This is a genomic window from Streptomyces sp. NPDC037301 (assembly GCF_055602785.1).
Genome location: NZ_JBVJWD010000089.1, coordinates 1 through 17,247 on the forward strand (window position 1 = coordinate 1; position 17,247 = coordinate 17,247).

At 68.6% G+C, this 17,247-nt stretch carries 18 protein-coding genes and 2 pseudogenes; 11 read left to right on the forward strand and 9 right to left on the reverse strand.

The window, feature by feature from the left end; all coding sequences use genetic code 11:
* The first annotated feature begins 293 nt into the window (after positions 1–293).
* Positions 294–587, forward strand: a complete 294-nt coding sequence (locus ACZ7IB_RS46535) for a hypothetical protein (RefSeq protein ID WP_470921253.1) — start codon at positions 294–296, stop codon at positions 585–587.
* A gap of 157 nt (positions 588–744) precedes the next feature.
* Here the strand turns inward: ACZ7IB_RS46535 and ACZ7IB_RS46540 are convergent, their stop codons facing one another.
* Entirely contained in the window at positions 745–2,148 is a 1,404-nt protein-coding gene (locus tag ACZ7IB_RS46540; protein WP_470921254.1) for an isopeptide-forming domain-containing fimbrial protein, read from the reverse strand.
* A 293-nt stretch (positions 2,149–2,441) separates the two neighbouring features.
* The gene (locus tag ACZ7IB_RS46545; protein WP_470921255.1) at positions 2,442–3,602 is read right to left on the reverse strand and encodes an IS630 family transposase; all 1,161 of its coding nucleotides are present in this window, start codon (positions 3,600–3,602) and stop codon (positions 2,442–2,444) included.
* Positions 3,603–3,728: 126 nt separating this feature from the next.
* On the opposite strand from ACZ7IB_RS46545, the gene ACZ7IB_RS46550 reads away from it, so the two are divergent.
* Complete coding sequence (locus ACZ7IB_RS46550; RefSeq protein WP_470921257.1) at positions 3,729–3,881, forward strand: hypothetical protein; 153 nt, start codon at positions 3,729–3,731, stop codon at positions 3,879–3,881.
* A 512-nt stretch (positions 3,882–4,393) separates the two neighbouring features.
* Here the strand turns inward: ACZ7IB_RS46550 and ACZ7IB_RS46555 are convergent.
* From ACZ7IB_RS46555 to ACZ7IB_RS46565, 3 genes and pseudogenes are all read right to left on the reverse strand, one after another.
* Positions 4,394–4,921: a DinB family protein gene (locus ACZ7IB_RS46555; RefSeq protein ID WP_470921258.1), complete on the reverse strand. Its 528-nt coding sequence runs from the start codon at positions 4,919–4,921 to the stop codon at positions 4,394–4,396.
* A 316-nt stretch (positions 4,922–5,237) separates the two neighbouring features.
* Complete coding sequence (locus ACZ7IB_RS46560; RefSeq protein WP_470921272.1) at positions 5,238–5,459, reverse strand: amidohydrolase family protein; 222 nt, start codon at positions 5,457–5,459, stop codon at positions 5,238–5,240.
* A 311-nt stretch (positions 5,460–5,770) separates the two neighbouring features.
* Positions 5,771–6,344: pseudogene (locus ACZ7IB_RS46565) on the reverse strand (isochorismatase family protein).
* A gap of 41 nt (positions 6,345–6,385) precedes the next feature.
* On the opposite strand from ACZ7IB_RS46565, the gene ACZ7IB_RS46570 reads away from it, so the two are divergent.
* The 7 genes from ACZ7IB_RS46570 to ACZ7IB_RS46600 all read left to right on the forward strand — a co-directional run bounded on the left by ACZ7IB_RS46570 (position 6,386) and on the right by ACZ7IB_RS46600 (position 14,196).
* Positions 6,386–6,838: a DUF5707 domain-containing protein gene (locus ACZ7IB_RS46570; protein ID WP_470921260.1), complete on the forward strand. Its 453-nt coding sequence runs from the start codon at positions 6,386–6,388 to the stop codon at positions 6,836–6,838.
* Positions 6,839–7,277: 439 nt separating this feature from the next.
* Positions 7,278–8,042, forward strand: coding sequence for an IclR family transcriptional regulator (locus ACZ7IB_RS46575; RefSeq protein ID WP_470921261.1), 765 nt, complete (start codon positions 7,278–7,280; stop codon positions 8,040–8,042).
* Between the two features lie 110 nt (positions 8,043–8,152).
* Positions 8,153–9,166: an aromatic ring-hydroxylating dioxygenase subunit alpha gene (locus tag ACZ7IB_RS46580; protein WP_470921262.1), complete on the forward strand. Its 1,014-nt coding sequence runs from the start codon at positions 8,153–8,155 to the stop codon at positions 9,164–9,166.
* On the forward strand, positions 9,163–9,351 hold the full coding sequence (locus ACZ7IB_RS46585) for a hypothetical protein (RefSeq protein WP_470921263.1): 189 nt from the start codon (positions 9,163–9,165) through the stop codon (positions 9,349–9,351). The genes ACZ7IB_RS46580 and ACZ7IB_RS46585 overlap by 4 nt, the downstream gene beginning before the upstream one ends.
* A 100-nt stretch (positions 9,352–9,451) precedes the next feature.
* A complete protein-coding gene (locus ACZ7IB_RS46590) occupies positions 9,452–10,849 on the forward strand; it encodes an IS1380 family transposase (protein ID WP_470921264.1) in 1,398 nt (465 codons plus the stop codon).
* Positions 10,850–11,025: 176 nt separating this feature from the next.
* Positions 11,026–11,955: a PDR/VanB family oxidoreductase gene (locus ACZ7IB_RS46595; RefSeq protein ID WP_470921266.1), complete on the forward strand. Its 930-nt coding sequence runs from the start codon at positions 11,026–11,028 to the stop codon at positions 11,953–11,955.
* A gap of 1,050 nt (positions 11,956–13,005) precedes the next feature.
* Entirely contained in the window at positions 13,006–14,196 is a 1,191-nt protein-coding gene (locus ACZ7IB_RS46600; protein WP_470921267.1) for a serine/threonine-protein kinase, read from the forward strand.
* Positions 14,197–14,324: 128 nt separating this feature from the next.
* On the opposite strand, the pseudogene ACZ7IB_RS46605 reads toward ACZ7IB_RS46600, so the two are convergent.
* Positions 14,325–14,453 (reverse strand): annotated as a pseudogene (locus ACZ7IB_RS46605) (IS110 family transposase); the annotation flags it as partial.
* A 129-nt stretch (positions 14,454–14,582) separates the two neighbouring features.
* Complete coding sequence (locus tag ACZ7IB_RS46610) at positions 14,583–15,011, reverse strand: group II intron maturase-specific domain-containing protein (protein WP_470921274.1); 429 nt, start codon at positions 15,009–15,011, stop codon at positions 14,583–14,585.
* Between the two features lie 81 nt (positions 15,012–15,092).
* On the opposite strand from ACZ7IB_RS46610, the gene ACZ7IB_RS46615 reads away from it, so the two are divergent.
* The gene (locus ACZ7IB_RS46615) at positions 15,093–15,458 is read left to right on the forward strand and encodes a DUF6207 family protein (protein ID WP_470921268.1); all 366 of its coding nucleotides are present in this window, start codon (positions 15,093–15,095) and stop codon (positions 15,456–15,458) included.
* On the opposite strand, the gene ACZ7IB_RS46620 is transcribed toward ACZ7IB_RS46615, so the two are convergent.
* Complete coding sequence (locus tag ACZ7IB_RS46620) at positions 15,428–15,631, reverse strand: hypothetical protein (protein WP_470921275.1); 204 nt, start codon at positions 15,629–15,631, stop codon at positions 15,428–15,430. The genes ACZ7IB_RS46615 and ACZ7IB_RS46620 overlap by 31 nt on opposite strands.
* 87 nt (positions 15,632–15,718) lie before the next feature.
* Complete coding sequence (locus ACZ7IB_RS46625; protein ID WP_470921269.1) at positions 15,719–16,438, reverse strand: dienelactone hydrolase family protein; 720 nt, start codon at positions 16,436–16,438, stop codon at positions 15,719–15,721.
* Between the two features lie 333 nt (positions 16,439–16,771).
* Between ACZ7IB_RS46625 and ACZ7IB_RS46630 the strand changes: the two genes are divergently transcribed.
* Positions 16,772–17,239 (forward strand): dihydrofolate reductase family protein, encoded by a 468-nt coding sequence (locus tag ACZ7IB_RS46630; protein WP_470921271.1) that lies wholly within the window; start codon positions 16,772–16,774, stop codon positions 17,237–17,239.
* The last annotated feature ends 8 nt before the right edge of the window (positions 17,240–17,247 follow it).

The window sequence follows — 17,247 nt, forward strand, 5'->3', positions numbered from 1 at the left end:
ATCCGCCGCTACATCATCTGGCGCAACCGCCATGCCGACCACCGGCGCCTACGCGCCGTCGTGGACAGGGCAAACGTTGCCTGATGCGGCACTAGTGGCTCGTCACGCAACGTCGGCCGGGTAATCGACCTGCCGCTCGTGGGCCAGCAGACTGTTTCCAAGACCTGATCTTGGAGGTGGTCGTGGGACGTCGACCGAGTGTGTTCGTTCGGCCGGTCACGATGGACGAGAGCGGAAGCTGCAGCGGATTAGCCCGACCTCAAAGGACCCCGTCAGGCTCCACCGGGCGAATCGTGGTGCTGACGTCCGCCCAGATGGTCGAGGACATAACCACGTTGATGCAGGTCAGCAAAGACCACGTCCGCGATGTCATCCAGACCTTCAACGAGCGGGGGTTTACCGCACTGGACCCAAAATGGAGCGGGGGACACCTCAAGACGATCAGTGACCGGGTGCGTGAGCACATCTGCCTGATCGCCCGGACGTCCCCCTGCCGACTGGAGGATCAGCGCCTTCCGATGCCGCGACAACGCGGCGACGGGATCGCCGTTGACGTTGCGGGCGGGTTCCGCGGGGGCCGTGATTAGCGGGTGCAGCGATCCGCGTGCTGCCCTTCAGCTGTCAGCTCGCCATCGCCATTTGAGGCCGTGACCGTGCCCCCGGCCGTGCCCCCGGCCGTGTCCCCGACCGGGGGCGTGCCGGGGGCGGTTGTCGGCAGCAGCCTGTGAGGCGCATGCCTGGGGGCTACTTCTGGGTGGAGCAGGGGTCGCAGCAGGAGGGGGCGGGTTCGACGCAGATGGTGACGGTGTCGGTGTTGTTGGTGGTGTCGGGGTCCTTTTCGTTGCTGGTGGCGGTTGCGGTGTTGCTGGTTAGGCCGGCCTTGGTGGCCTTGGCCCGCAGCACGAGCGTGGCGGTGGCGCCGTCGGCCAGGTCGCCTACGGTCCACTGCCCGGTGGCCGGGTCGTAGCTTCCGGGTGTGCCGTCGGCGGACAGGAAGGTGAGGCCGTCGGGGAGTTGGTCGGTGACGGTGACACCGGTGGCCTGGTTCGGGCCGGTGTTGCGGACGGTGATGCGGTAGGTCACGGTCTGGCCGACGGTGACGGAGGTCGCGTCGGCTGCCTTCGTCACGGCCAGGTCTGCAGCCGGTTTGACCTCCGTGACCTGCTCGTTGGAGGTGGACGTCAATGGCTCAGGCGTGTCGCCGAGCCGGTTCTCGTAGGAGGCGGTTGCGGTGTTGCTGACCTGCTTGCCGCCGCTGGCCCGGTCGATGGTGACCCGGTACTCCACCGTGGTCCCTGCCGGCAGGGTTTCGGTGTTGGGCAGGCTGCCCCCCGCCACGCCGGAAGCGCCGTCGCCGAGATGGAAGACGACCTTGTCCGCCGCAGCGTCGTAGTACGCCTGGTCGTCACCTTGCGCGTCGCTCTTCGCTCCGGCATTCGGGCCGTCGACGATACGCAGGGAACCGGGCAGGTACGTCGTTCCCTGCGGGACGACGTCGGTCAGGACGAGGTTCTCGGCGCCGCCGCCGCCCTCGTTCTTGGCGGTGATGCGGTAGGTGACGACGTCGCCCACTTCCAGCGGCCCTGCGGGAACAGCGGTCTTGGCGAGTTCCACGTAGGGGGCGGTGCCGAAGAAGATGCCGTCCAGGAAGTTGCCGACGCTGGGGTTGCCGCCGGCGGCAGAGATGGAACGGAAGGCGAAGCGCGTCAGCGTCTGGCCTGCCGGGACGGTGTAGGTGCCGGTGTAGTAACCCCAGGCGGTTTTGCCGTCGGTGAAGCGCCTCTGTTGCACCGTGGAGCCCGGCGCGCCGATGTCCAGCGCCATGGTGTCATCCCCCTGGCGGCCACGGTGGTACAGCCGCCAGTACAGCTTCGTGCCGGGCGTGGTCGGCAGGTCCTGGTAGAGCGTGGAGACCTGGTACGCGTTGAGCTCGGCGAACTGGGCGCCCTCGGCTGCCGGCACACCGTTGTAGCCCGAATGCCACAGCTCGATCATGTGGTCCGAGGCGGTGGTGAGCCAGCCCGGGACCCGCTTGGCCGCCTGCGTCTGTGAGGCGTCCGGCAGGATCTCCACACCGGTCACGGCGGGTTGTTCGAAGCTGCCGTTGACCAGGGCAACCCGGAGCGGAGCAGCAGGAGGTGTAGTCATGGTTCTTCCCCTCGAGTCGATGCTGCTGGAGTGCACCGCCGACTGGCCGCACATCTGCGCACCGTGGCGGAGCCGAAACACCTGGTAGCGCACCGCATTCACGTGAGCACGTAAAGTGATGTGTGAATGGGGTCAGCCAACCCCGCGCGGCAAGTTTGCGAAGCCGGCCCCGGGACACCCCCGCCGTCGGCACACCGCTCCCGCCACACACGCCTCCCATCTCTCTCGTGCCACCACTGTCTTGACCGAAAGCCCCTGTTGCACCTCTTACGCCCACCCTTGCTCAGGGTGAATCAGCTGCCGCGAAGTTGACGCTCCCGGCACAGTGGCGGCGGCCGCGTAGGAACCAAAGGCTCGGCACTCAACCTGGCCGGGTATTCGGTCCAGGACCGGATCGGTGAGTCGGGCGCGAACGCCGTCTTCGGCTCGGCGCGGGCATTGCGCCAGCGGATGTAGGCGGCGATGGCCGCGTTCTGCTCGCCGTGGCTGCGATGGTCGGTGCCGTTCAGGGCGAAGTAGCGCAGTGCCGCGAACTCGGCCTCGATCCAGTTCAGCCAGGAGCCGTAGGTCGGCAGGAAGACCAGCTCGACGTCGTTGCCAGCGGTCCAGGCCCGCACCTGGGCATGCTTGTGCGGGGAGAAGTTGTCCAGCACCACATACAGCTTCTCCCCAGGCCAGCGCGCACGCAGGGCCTTGAGCAGGCCGAGGAACTCGCGCCAGCGCTTGCGGGGACGGATGCGGTAGTACAGCTTGCCGGTGGCCAGATCGAGGGCGGCGAGCATGTGCATCACGCCGCCATAACGGTTATAGGTCGCCCGCAGCCTGCGCGGACGCCTCACCGGCCCCCATGCCTTGCCCTTGCGGGGCATGAGGTTCAGCGGTCCGAACTCGTCGACGCATATCACCCGGCCGTCCGTCGGCGGGGTGTCGTAGAGCGCCAGGATGCGGTGCATCTTGGCGATGAACTCCGGGTCGGTGGACGCCTTCCACGTGGTGGTGGTCCTCCAGGAAACCTTGCCGGCGCGCAGGATGCGGCGCAGGGTCTCCCGGCTGACGGCCGCAGTCACCTTCTGCTTGATGAGGTGGTCGGCGAGCTTGCTCAGGCTCCAGGTGGAGAAGGCGGTGATCTTCCAGTCGGCGGGGGACGTCCGGGCGATCAGGCAGATGTGCTCGCGCACCTGGTCACTGATTGTCTTGGGGCGCCCCCCGCTCCATTTTGGGTCCAGCGCGTCAAACCCCCGCTCGTTGAAGGCGTGGATGACATCGCGGACGTAGTCCTCGCCAACCTGCATCAGCGTGGTGATGTCCCTGGCTGTCTGCCCCTGGGCGGACATCAGCACCACGATCGCCCGGCGGAGTTTCACCGGGTCCTTCGCTGTGCGGCTGATCCGCTGCAGCTTCCGGCCTTCCTCCATGGTCACCGGCCGGACGAACACACTCGGTCGACGTCCCACGACCACCTCCAAGATCAGGTCTTGGAAACAGTCTGCTGGCCCACGAGCGGCAGGTCGATTACCCGGCGAAGGCTGCGTGACAAGCCACCCGACGTTACCCTCCTGCTCCTGGCCAACAACGGCGTCGTGCGAGAGTCCCCGGCGGCCTCCATGGCCGCATCCCGCCGCCTGCTCGCCTACTTCCTCCAGTCCTGCCTGCCGACGGACGGCACACCCCTGCCCCAGCCCGCGCCACTCCGCCTTGACGACCTCTACAAGCCACCGCATCGAACGGGATGACCGCCGGCGTCCGCCCGGGGGCACGCACCCCTGACGTGGATGTTCCTCAGACCCCACCACCGCACTGCCGTCATTTCTGCTCGACATTTCGGAGCCTCGTGATCGCCAACCGCCTCCGAAGACCGTCGACAAACGCTGTTCCTGGAAATCAACGAAACCAGTGGTTTTGAGTGCCTTCCAAACCCGTCGACAAGTGACGTCACTACTGCTCGATAAAGCCACTGATCAGAAGATCCGCTCCTGGACACCAGCAACTCGCCGACCTCGGACTCAACTGGGCAGCTGCGTGACGGAACAATGGCGATGCCCGCACGGAACATGTCCGGCGCGGGCATCGCCATACTCGTCTCGGGCCATCCGGCGCTGCTTGGCTGGGCGTCTACCGGTCAACGGCCCGGGAACGGAGCCGGGCGAGGATGCCGTTGTTGCGGGCGGCTTCCTCGGCGGCCTGGCACTCTCGTTCGGCTTCGCGGCGGGTGTGCTCGCAGTCCGGGCACAGGCCACCCGTGCGATCACCGTTGAGCGGTGGTGCTGGCCCCGTCCAGTGCTTCCCGGATGATGTCCGCGTGCCCGGCGTGCTGGGCCGTTTCCCTGATCAGGTGCAACAGGATCCGGCGCGCCGGCCAGTAGACCGTCTCCGGCGGGGACCAAGGAGTCCTGGGAAGGGGCACGCTCCTGTCCAAGTCCGGCAGAGCGCTCACAGCCTCTTCGGTCGCCTGTGCCGCGCCCGCGTAGAGCTTCAGCAACCCCGGGAGTGTTTCGCCCTCGGCCATGCGGTACTGCCCGGTGTCGAGCATGCCGTCCGGCAGCTCTCCGTCCCCCTTGACCAGGATCTGCGTCCACACCTGCTCGCCGCGGGCCATGTGCTTCACGATCCCACCCAGCGTGAGTTCACTCACGGTTGTGCGCTGCGCAGCCTGCGCGTCGGTGATGCCGCGGACCGTGATGAGCAGCAACTCCCGCTGCTCGGCCAGTGCGCGCAGCAGTTCACCGCGCTCGCCTGGAAGAAATGAGGCCGAACTCTCCGAATAAGTGGTCATGGGCTGACCATAGGAGGCATATAGGTCGGCCTATGTCCTCAATCCCCTCCGGGCCTCTTCGGCCAGGGGAGAAGCAAGGTGCGATGGGCAGCTGAGCGACCCTGATGTCCTCCGGAGAGCCTCGACGCCGCCCTCGACAAGCCGGTCGGGCAATGGCTGACCAATCTCCAGCGGCCGGAAGGACTGGGCAAGGACCCCGCTGCCGCAACCGGCCAACCACCGTTACACGCACCGTTTTCATGACAGTGAGGCACTCGGGGATGTACCAGCCGGCCGCGCCTGGCACCACATACGGGCGTGACGCGGTGCAGGCCGGTCAGCGGGTCGCTGCGTATACCTGCTGGCCTTCGACGTACGTCCGTACGACCTTGGTGGTGGCGATCTCCTCGGGCGGGCCGGCGAACGGGTCGCGGTCGAGGACGGCGGGGTCGGCGTACCTGCCCGCCTCGATGGTCCCGATGACGTCGTCGAGGTGGTTTACCCAGGCGCTGCCTGCGGTGAGCTGACCACTCCGTGACTCCCGCGCTGGGGGCGCGATCGCCTGCCGTTGTTCTCACTGCCGCTTCGCCCAGCCCGACGACGTGCTGACACATACGGGCTTGTATCCCAAGGCCCCGACACCTGTAGGCACACCTCACGCGGCCACCCCGTGGTCGAATCCCACAGACGCCCAACGCGCTGTGCGGGGTGCTCCTCCCGACCCGCGCCGCCCCACCCCTCAGGGTGCGCAATGGGGTGTGGTCGGGTATCCGGGGCCAACGTTCGTGAGCGATGAACGGTCCACCAACCCCTCGCCCGGCACCGGGTGGGCTACCCGAGAAACCAAAGGTAGGCCACCCGGGGCCAGGACTATTCCGGTACCGGTGCCTCGCCGGATACCGCAATGCCTGCCTGGCGGAAGTCGTTCAGGGCGGCGGCTGTTGTGTGCGGGGCTACCCCGACCGTGTAGTCGAGACGTACCCGTGCGCGGAATCCCGCCGCGACAGCATCCAGGGCGGTCGCGCGCACGCAGTGATCCGTCGCGATGCCCACCACGTCGACTTCCTCGACCCCGCGGGTGCGCAGCCAGTTCGCCAGGGGAATTCCCGCCGCGTCCGCGCCTTCGAAGCCGCTCTTGGAGGCACTGTGGGCGCCCTTGAAGAAGACGGCGTGTACCTTGCCGTCCGTGACGACGGGCGCGAAGTGGGGATGGAATTCACTGCCTTCGTTCCCTGTCACGGTGGAAGTCCGGTGTCTCGGAGAAATGGCCGCCCGGATCGATGTGGTGATCCCGGGTGGCCACAACGTACTGGTAGTCACGACCTGTGCTCTGCTCGACCAGATCGGCGATCGCCGAGGCGATCCGCGCGCCTCCCGCGACGGGAACGCTCCCTCCTTCGCAGAAATCGTTCTGCACATCCACGACGATCAAGCCTCGACTCATTACGAACACCTTTCAGAACCGACGATTACGGAGAACCTCTCATGCCCCGACGTATCATTCTGTCCGTGGCCGCCGGTGTCGTCGTCCTCGGAGGTGCCGGGGCCTTCGCCCTCGCCTACGCCGGGGAGCAGCCTCCCTCTCTGACGCACAGCACTGCCCATTACGCTGCCCCCGACGGCGACCGCGATGGCTCGTTGACCTTCACCACTGACGTCACGGCGTCCTCTGGCGTCAAAGACGTGAAGGTCCTGGCCTGGCCGGCGAACTCGTCCTTCGCCGAGCAGGGGCTGACCACCAAGGACATGGCCGCCGTGGAGTCGGCCGTCTGCAAGCCCTTCGGTGAGGACACTGTGCGCTGCACCTACGCGGTCACCATCACCCGCGCCGAAGCCAAGGCGTCCCCACACGGTGTCTGGCACGTCGCCGTCCTGGCCGGCGCCGAGGACGGCACCACTACGCTGGACACCAAGGCGGCCGACTTCACCGTTATGTGACCCAAACGCGCATGTGATCGTGGCACGTGTGCGGTTGAGGCCACGTCCCAGTCTCCAGGCGTCCAATATCGAGGGGAAGCTTCAGTGCCTTCACCCCGCCGGCTCGTCGCGACGACCTTGTTCGCGTTGAGCAGCAGATAGCCGAGGGTGGCCCGCTGAATGACACCGCCGAGCGGCAGGGTCCGCTCCGTGGTGCCCCCGGCGGCCACCCCGTCGTCGTCCACAGCACCCCGACCGTCCTGGTACGAGACGGCAGCGGCCTGCTGGTCCGGATCGTGCAGCTTGACCGTCCCCTCTGGCTGCACCCGGGTTCGGTGAGAATTGATGTGCCCTGGGCCCAGGGGGCAGGTCCGAAGGAGCGCCCCGCCCTGTTGCTGCGGATCGCCGAGCCGGCGGAGGCCACAGGTGAGGCCGGCAGCTGACCGGGCATCATGGTCCCATGCCCGGCTCTCCCCCCGCCCGCTCGGCGGCCGACCGCCTGCTCGACGTGCTTGGCGCGTTCGAGCAGGCGCATCCCGCACTGACGCTGACTCAGATCGCCCAGCGCGCCAACCTCCCGCTGCCCACCGCGCACCGGCTGGTCGGCGCGCTCGCCGACTGGGGTGCGCTCGAACGCACCGAGGACGGCTGCTACCACGTGGGCCTGCGGCTGTGGGAGGTCGCCGCGCTGGCCCCGCGCGGGGTGGGCCTGCGGCAGGCGGCGATGCCCTTCCTGGAGGACCTGTACGAGACCACCCACGAGAACGTGCAGCTCGCCGTGCGCGACGGCCTGGAGGTCGTCTATACCGAGCGCATCTCCGGCCGTTCCGCCGTCGGTGTCCGCAGTCGGGTCGGCGCCCGCTGGCCGCTGCACGCCACCGGCGTCGGCCTGGTCCTGCTCGCCTACGGGGACGTCGCGCTGCAGGACCGCTACTGCGCCGGGAAGCTTGCCGCGTTCACTCCCTTCACCGTCACGGACCCGGCGCAGCTGCGCCGGATGCTGGCCGAAGTGCGGCGCAGCGGCAGCGCGGTGAGCGACCGCCAGATCACCGACGACGCCCTGTCCGTGGCCACGCCGGTGCGCGGGCCGCGCGGAGAGGTAGTCGCGGCCGTCTCGGTCGTCGTTCCGGTCGCGGGCGCGCAGACACCTGCGCTCGTCCCCGCCGTCCGGGTGGCCGGTCTCGGCATCTCCCGAGCCCTGGGCTGGCAACCCGTATTGGGTTGAGCCGGGACTTCCGTCAGGCGGAAGTGCCGTTGTCCGGGGTCGCACGCGGTCAGGAACCTGTCCCCACGCGGAGCACCGGCGCTCCGCCGTAGAGGGACGGGACTCCTGCCATGACCACGCACTCAGCCTTCGCCCGTAACCAGTGGTATGTCGCTGCCTGGTCCGCCGAGGTCGGCCGCGACCTGCTGGGCCGCACCATCCTGGGTGAGCCGATCGCGCTGTACCGCACCGAGGAGGGCGAGGCCGTCGCCCTCGCCGACCGCTGCGTGCACCGCCGCTTCCCGCTCTCTGAGAGCCGCCTCGACGGCGACAAGGTGGTCTGCGGCTACCACGGCTTCACCTACGACACCACTGGCACCTGCGTCTTCGTCCCCGGCCAGAAGCGCATCCCCCGTACCGCGCGGGTGAGTTCCTACCCGGTGGCCGAGGTCGACTCCTTCGTCTGGGTCTGGATCGGCGACCCCGAGCAGGCCGACCCCGCCACGATTCCGCGCGCCCCGCACCTGGTCGAGGAGGGCTGGGTCACCGTCAGCGGCATGGAGCCCATCGACGGCGACTACGGCCTGCTGGTCGACAACCTGATGGACCTCTCCCACGAGACCTACCTGCACGGCGGCTACATCGGCACGCCGGAGGTCGCAGAGACCCCGATCACCACCGAGGTCGACGAGGAGGCGGGTGTCGTCCGCGTCTCCCGGCACATGCTCGACGCCGGGTGCCCGCCCTTCTACGCGCGGTCGACCGGCATCGAGGGACGCATCCAGCGGCTGCAGGACATCGAGTACTTCGCGCCCTGCCTCTACTTGCTGCACAGCCGGATCAGCCCCGCAGGTCAGGACGCTCCCCTGTTCCGCACCGAGATCACCTACGCGATCACGCCCTCGGCGCCCGGCAAGGTCTACGACTTCTGGGCCGTCTCGCGGAACTTCGCAGTCGAAGACGAGGAGGTCACCACCTTCCTGCGGGACTTCAACCACACCGTGGTCATGCAGGACGTGGACGCGCTCAACCTGCTGCAGCGCTGCCTGGACACGGAGCCCGAGGGCTACCAGGAGCTGAGCATCAACATCGACACGGGCGGCCTGGCCGCGCGGCGGATCCTGGCCAAGCTGGCCGCGGGATGAGCGTGCGGCGCCCATCCCCGAGCTCCTCCGTCTTCCGCATCCGCTGGCTTCCCGGCACCGACGTCCTGCTCGGCACCTGCCACTGCGACGCGGAGCACGAGTGCCAGGACCCTGTCGAGATGTGGGACTGGATGCCCGCCCACCCGGACCACCCCACCCCTAAGCCTCGATCCGCCGAGCAATAGCCGGTCCAAGGCTTGGGCATGAATACGCGGATGCCCTCTGAGCTGGGACGATGGGACTTCCTACGGTTCCACATCCACAGAGCAAGAGAGCACCCGCGAGATGCAATCTTCCCATGCCCTTTCGGCGGTGTCCGCCGCGTTCGATGACGCCAATCTGGTCGCGTATGCCGGGCTGGTCCCGATGATGCGGCTGGCCGAGCGGTGCGGGCTTGCCCGGCTGACAGTAGGGAAGGTGAGGCTGAGCGGGGCGGGGAACGGCGCGGGTGCGGCAGCGAACGCCAAGGTCACCAGCATCGTCGCCGGGATGGCCGTGGGCGCGGACAGCATCGACGACCTGGACGTCCTGCGCCACGGCGCGATGCCGACCCTGTTCGGCGGGATCCGTGCCCCGTCCACGCTCGGCACGTTCCTGCGCGCGTTCACCCACGGTCATGCGCTCCAGCTCCACGCTGTGCACCGAAGGTTCCTCGGCGAACTGGCCGTGCACACCCCGCTGCTGCCCGGCGCGGGGCAAACGGCGTTCATCGACGTCGACTCCACCCACAAACGGGTCTACGGCCGCACCAAGCAGGGCGCCGAGTACGGCCGGTTCAACGGCGTCCGCACCCTGCACCCCTTGCTCGCCACGATCTGCACCCCGCACTCCCGGCCGGTGATCGCCACAGTGCGGTTGCGGCGTGGGAAGGCGGCCGACTCCCGTGGCGCCCCGAAGTTCGTCAGCGAGGCCCTGGCCACCGCCCGCGAGGCCGGCTGCACCGGCACCCGCATCCTGCGCGCGGACTCCCAGTTCTACAACGCCGGTGTGATTGCCGCCTGCCGCCGGACCGGCGCCCGCTTTTCCATCACCACCGGCATGAACCCCTCCATCAAACGGGCCATCGCTGCCATCCCCGACAAGGCATGGCAGCAGATCACCTACCCGACCGCGGTGCCGGACCCCGAGACCGGCGAACTCGTCTCGGACGCCGAAGTCGCCGAGATCCCCGCATACACGGCGTTCGCCAGCCGGAAGAAATCGGAGCGGGTCACGGCCCGGCTGATCGTGCGCCGGGTCCGTGACCTGGCCAAACCCGCGGTCGTCGGAGAGCAGGGCGAGCTGTTCCCGGTCTGGCGCCACCACCCGTTCTTCACCGACAACCCCGCCGAGACCCTCCAAGCTGAGCGGGAACACCGTCACCACGCCGTCGTCGAGCAGGTCATCGCGGACAGCAAAGCCTCCGCCCTGGCCCACCTGCCGTCGGGGAAGTTCAACGCCAACGCCGCCTGGCTCACCCTGTGGGCGATGGCCTACAACCTGCTGCGGGCAGTCGGCGCACTGACCTCCGCCTTCCACGCCAAGGCCACCACCGCCACCCTCCGCGCCCACCTGATCCAGGTCCCGGCCCGGATCGCCCGCTCCGCACGGCGTATCACACTGCACCTGCCGCACAACTGGCCCTGGCGAGACGCGTGGACACAGTTGTTCGACACCGTCCACCGCCCACCCGAACCGGCCTGACCGCCTCTGCCCGACCCGCCCCGCCAGGGCCCGACCAGAACCGAACCCGTGGAAAAGCTGGGCAGACCAGCGGATACCACCTGTCCACACCCGGCCGACAGTCCAGAACCCACCCCGCAAACCCTCGGAGACCACTTCAAAACCGCGTCGGTGGATCGAGGCTAAGGACGCCCCCGGTGAACAACACCATCGACCTGATCGTCGCCGACCGCCGCGAGGAGGCGGTCGACGTGGTCTCCCTGACGCTACGTCAGGCTGTTGGCCGGGCCCTGCCCGGCTGGCAGCCCGGCGCGCACGTGGACCTGCTGCTGGCCGAGGGCCTGGAGCGGCAGTACTCGCTGTGCGGCTCGCCCGACAGCGCGGAGTGGCGGATCGCCGTCCTGCGCGAGGCGGACGGCCGCGGCGGCTCGGACTTCGTCCACGCCTCCCTCCAGCCCGGCGCCCGGGTACGGTCGCGCGGCCCGCGCAACCACTTCCCGCTGGAGCCGGCGCCGCGCCACCGCTTCGTCGCCGGAGGCATCGGCATCACCCCGATCCTCCCGATGCTGGCTGCGGCCTCGGCCTCCTCCTCGGACTGGTCGCTGCTGTACGGCGGCCGCTCGCGCTCCTCCATGGCCTTCGTCGAGGAGGTGACGGCACACCACCCAGCCAACCGCGTCACCCTTGCCACCGGCCACCTCGACCTCGACGCCTACCTGGCCGACCTCCAGCCCGGCGAACTCGTCTACACCTGCGGCCCGGCGTCGCTGCTGGAGGCCGTCAAGTCCCGCGTCCCGGCTTCCGCGCTGCGCCTCGAACGCTTCACGCCCGCGGCTGCCGACACCTCCGGCGACACGGAGTTCGAGGTCGAACTCGCCCAGTCCGGCCACCTGTTGACCGTCCCGGCGGACCGGAGCATCCTGCAGACCGTCCAGCAGGCGGGCGTCACCGTCCTCTACTCCTGCACCGAGGGCACCTGCGGCACCTGCGAGACCGACCTACTCTCGGGCGAGGCCGACCACCGCGACGCCGTCCTCACCGACGAGGAACGCGCCGCCAACGAAACCATGATGATCTGTGTCTCCCGCTGCCGTACCCCCGGCGGCCGACTGACCCTGGACCTGTGACCCCTCCTGAGCTGCCATGGAAAGGCACTCAGCCCGCAACCCGGCGCAGTAGGGCGGGGGCAGATCGTGCCGGGGCGACGGCTGGTTGCGGAGCGGGGCAGGGCCGACCTGCTTGACCTCCGGGTCCACGCGCACATCCGCTGGCCCCGGGCGCTCAGGGGGGGGTGTAGCGACTGCCAGTGATGCAGGTCCGGGGAGTCTCACCGGCCCGCAGGGGCCTGATCTGCTGGTCTGACGGAGCCGAGGGCACGGACCCGGTGCATCAGACTGTTGCGCATGCGGCTGTCGATGTGGAGTGCCTGTTCGGATCGCTCCCTGGCGCGGCGGACCGGGATGAGGATTCCGATCTGGCGCGTTCACCGCCCGCCGCCGCGCGACCAGGCCAGCCGAGGAATACCGCCTTGTCACCCCGGAAGAATGGGACCGAGTCACGCATCCGCACCCTGGCCCCAGCCTGCATTGACCGACTGCAGTAGCTCGCGCTGCTGTCCACAGCAGTCCGCGTCTGTCCTTCAGTTCCAGCGGGCGGCCCCACCCGCTGGAACTGAACTTTGTCTTCGCCCTGTAGCGGAAACACGCGCGGCACAATGCGCGTGACACCCAAGGTCCGCCACGGCTTCCGCGTCGAATCCGAAGTCGGCCGCGTCTACAACTTGCTCACCCCAGCCGGATTCGAGCAGAACATAATCACCAACAGCCAGCCACAAGTCCCGATGCCCCCACCGGGAACCAGCGCCGTGCCACTGTGGACGCAACGGCGTACCTCCAGGCCCCCGCCCCCTGGGACGACCCCGCATGGACGCCCGACGGGTTCTGATCCTTTTTGCCTCCAGTGAGCTTCTGGCCTGCTGAAACACCCGACGCAGCTCGCCGCTTCCCGATCCGCCGGCGTAGGCCACTGCCAGACCGTCATGCTTGGCATGCCCCGCGTCGGGCAGCTCCTGCCCGACGTCCACGCAGCGAGGACCGCCATCGCCATGGGACAGCTGCAGGGGACGCAGGGCCCTGAGTCATACTGAGGAGCCGGGGCACAGGAGGGGCATACAGCGTATGAGGTATGGGGCAGACAGTGCGGGCCTGCCGGAGCATATCGGCGGGTACGCCGTGGAGCGGGAGTTGGGTGCCGGCGGGATGGGCACCGTCTACCTGGCCCGCTCGCGAGGCGGACGTGCGGTGGCCGTGAAGGTGGCGCGCCCGGAGCTCGCGGCCGACCCACACTTCCGGGAGCGGTTCCGCGCCGAGGTTGCGGCCGCGCGCAGCGTAGGCGGCTTCCACACGGCCCCTGTGGTGGACGCGGACCCGGCGGCGGCCGCGCCCTGGCTGGCCACGGCCTATGTTCCCGGGCCGACGCTTGCCGCGCTACTCGAGGCCGAGGGGCCGATGGATGAGGCTCAGCTGCGGCAGCTAGGCGCGGCTCTCGCCGAGGCACTAGAGGCGATCCACGGCTGCGGCTTGGTGCACCGTGACCTGAAACCCGGAAATATCATCATGGCTGCGGACGGCCCGCGGGTCCTGGACTTCGGTATCGCGAGGGCATTGGAGTCGACCCGTCTGACGGCCACTGGCATGGCCTTCGGAACACCGGGGTTCTTGGCGCCCGAGCAGGCGCAGGGGCAGGAAGTGGGCGGCGCTGCTGATGTGTTCGCTTTGGGTGCTGTGCTCGTAGCGGCAGCGGGTGGCAGCGCGTTCGGGGCGGGCACGCCGATGGGCATGATGTATCGATCGGTGCATGAGCCACCGGATCTGACCGCTGTGCCAGATGGCCTGCGCCCGGTCGTGGCGTCGTGCCTGGCGAAAAGCCCGGATCAACGGCCGACGTCAGGACACCTGTTGGATCTGATCGCGCCGGCCACCGCGAGATACTCCCCCACGGTGGCCACTTCCCCTCCCCCGTCTCATGCGCCGCGCAGCGCTGTCCCGGTGCACCAGGCCCCGACCGAATCCGCCCCTGTGGGCGAGGTGTCGGCTGACACCGACCTCGCTTTCGTGGCGGTCGCGCTGGAGACCTCGCTCTTGATCGACGCCGTGGGCGTCACGCTCGACTCCAAGTCCGGGGCTCTGCAGTTCACCTGGGCCGAGATCAGCATCGTCGAATACGCGGCCGAGGGACCCAAACACCTCAGAGTCACCGTCCGCCTCTATGACGGCACAACCCACCAGTGCCTGCTTGCCGCTCGCAGACGGAGCCGCCTCCAGAAGTGGCTCGAGGACCTGCCATTGATCCTGGAGTGCTTCATATAGCCGCCCGCTCCACAGCAGCGGCGGCTGGACACAATGACCGCTCCTCAGCTGTTCTGTCGCAGCGAACGTTGAGCGTTCTCCGAAGGCTGGTGGGTGCGCTTCTTCTCGTCGATTCCTAATGCCGTTTGTCAAGCCGCGAGAGCGGTGGGAGGCACGGGCTCGTAGCACCGTCCATCTCGGAGGAGGGCCCAGCGGACGTTGACGCGGCGGCGGGCGAGGGCGAGGACGGCCTGGGTGTGGCGCTTGCCCTCGGCTCGGTGAGGTCGGCCCGGGGCGCCCTGCCAGCATTGCTGCTGGTGGGTCTCCCCGGACCGCCTCCCGAACCCGGCGTGCCCGTTACCGAGCACCGGGCTCTCCACAAATCCCGTGGTGCTTCCTCGGGTTCCTCATTCCATGGTCGGCCAGGGCGAGGGGAAAACCGTTCCCCGGTATCGGTAACGCGTCGTGCGTACCTTTGCCGGGTCGAACAGTGTGACCTCCTCGCTGGTCGGCCACCATCCGCCGTCGTAGTAACGGCGGCGGAGTTCCTTCCAGGTGATCCGGCGGTGTTTGCGCCTGATCCAGATCATCACCTGTCGCCAGACAAGCTCGCGCAGGTACTGGAACGTGGCGCTGGAAACGCCGGGTCGGAAGTAGGCGCACCAGCCCCGCAGCATCGGATTGAGCTGACGCAGCAGGATCGGCAGCGGCTGGTTGACGTCGGTCCGGCACGAGGTCTTGACCTTGTGAGCGACGGCCCTGACGGACTTCTTCGCCGGGTAGGTATAGACGTAGTGCCGATCGGCGCCCCGCTTGCGGTGACGCTGGCCCCGCAGGGCGGGGCCTCACCTCACTCGTACGGATGGCGTGCACGGCGCCGGCGAACCCGGCCGGGCGATGGCCGCGTCAGAGGCAGCATGAAGATCGACGCCCAGCACATCGATGAGCCCGGCCTTGTGGTTCTCGACATCACCGCCGCCGACGACGACGAGACAACCGCCCACGCCGTAATGGCCGAGCTGAAGCAGTGGTGGGCCACCTCCGGCATCACCCCCCTGTACGCAGCGAACCGGGAGTACCAGGGGTGCGGGCGCGCGTGTACGCCGACATCCGGCGCCCGGCACCATGACGTGACCCCCGCTCACCGCGCTCGCTCAGGAACCCGTTCGACTTGGGGTGATCGGCCCATGGGCGGGCGGGGTGTGGCTACGGTGCCAGGGGCGTCCGAGCGATCTTCCGGATGGGGCGCACATCAGATACAAGGGGAGAGCGCATGGAGCTGACGATCGCGGTGCAGAACCTCGGGCTCGGCGGCCTCCGTACCGGGGCGGGGGATCCGGACCATCGCTGGCCGCAGCTGGCCGAGCGCATCAACAGCGCGGCTGAACGAGTCGGCGCCCCGCACGTCGATGCCGTCCTGGTCCAAGAAGCCGCCGACTGGGACAAGTACGGCCACCGGCAGCTCGGGGTGGCCATGCGTGACCTGGACCTCGACGCGGTGCCGACGCCGCTTACCGTCTGCTGCCGGCCAGACGGCCCGGCCTCACTTCAGGTGCCGGCCGAAGAACCGGCCCCCGTCCTCAACCTCGAACCACGGGGTGCCGACGTGCCCGCCCAGATTGGCGTGCAGCGTCTTCTCCTTGCTGCCGAAGGCGTCGAACAGGTCCAGGGCCCGCTGCCGGGGGTTCCCCTCGTCGTCCCACTGCAGCAGGAACAGCAGCGGAACGGTGACCTGCCGGGCCTCCTCGCGCTGGGCGCGGGGCACATAACCCCCGGCGAAGAAACCGGCGGCCGCGATACGCGGCTCGACCACCGCCAGCCGAATGCCGACAGCGGTCCACCCCGAGTACCCGACCGGCCCGCCGATCTCGGGCAGCGAAAGGAGGGCGTCCAGGGTGGCCCGCCATTCCGGGACCGCCCTTTCGACCAGCGGGCCGATGAAGGACTCGAAGATCTCATCGACCGGCTCGCCGGCCTGCATCGCCCGGCGAAGGTCGGCGCGAGCCTGCTCATCAACGGCGGAACGGGGCCGGTCACCGCACCCGGGGGCGTCGATGGAGGCCACCGCGTAGCCGTACGCCGCGGAGTGCCGGGCCCGGGCCACCAGCCGGGATTCCCCCTTGGGCAGGCCGTTGTTGTGGGCCATCAGGATCAGCGGGGCCGGTGCGGATCCAGGCGTCCACAGGGTGCCGGGGATCTCGCCGAGGGTGAATTCGCGCTCGAGGACGCCGTCGTCGAGGCGCTGCTCAGAAGTGAATTGCATGGTCGTGCCTTTCGGGAGTGCTCTGGAACGGCGCTCCCGGACGACCTATCGCCCGACCGTGACCCCGGAGGGGAGCACCCATGTCGATACTGCGTTCACGGGTACCACCTCCTCGTTCTCTCGCACGGCCTCCGGAAACGTAGCAGTGGTCGCCGTGGTCCGCCAAACGAGTTTTTGCGGAGGCTCCGTGGCCGGACGCCACAGAGCCACTGAGGTCTTCTCAACGAAAATGATCTCGTGAGGTGACTCGGCCCAAGGGATCCCGCGAGCCGCGATGAGTCCTGCGGCGTCCGGCGGTCGTACTGTCGAACCCGTTACCGAGGAGGACTTCTGATGCGCAGCGTGACCTATTCGATGAGCGTCTCACTTGACGGCTACATCGTCGGGCCGGACGGCGACTTCGACTGGACGGCGCCCGACGAGGAGGTCTTTCGCTTCTGGATCGACGAGATTCGACAGGTCGGCGTCCACCTGTTGGGACGACGGCTGTACGAGACGATGCTGTACTGGGAGACCGCAGACCAGGATCCATCGCTCGACGACTCCATGCTCGAGTGGGCCGCGATCTGGAAGCCGCTCCCCAAGGTGGTGTTCTCCACCACGCTGTCGGCGGTGCGGGGCAATGCCCGCCTGGCCTCCGGCGGCCTGGCGGAGGAGATCGAGCGGTTGCGAGCCGAGCCGGGGGAGGGCTACATCTCGATCGGCGGCGCGACTCTAGTGCCGCATCAGGCAACGTTTGCCCTGTCCACGACGGCGCGTAGGCGCCGGTGGTCGGCATGGCGGTTGCGCCAGATGATGTAGCGGCGGAT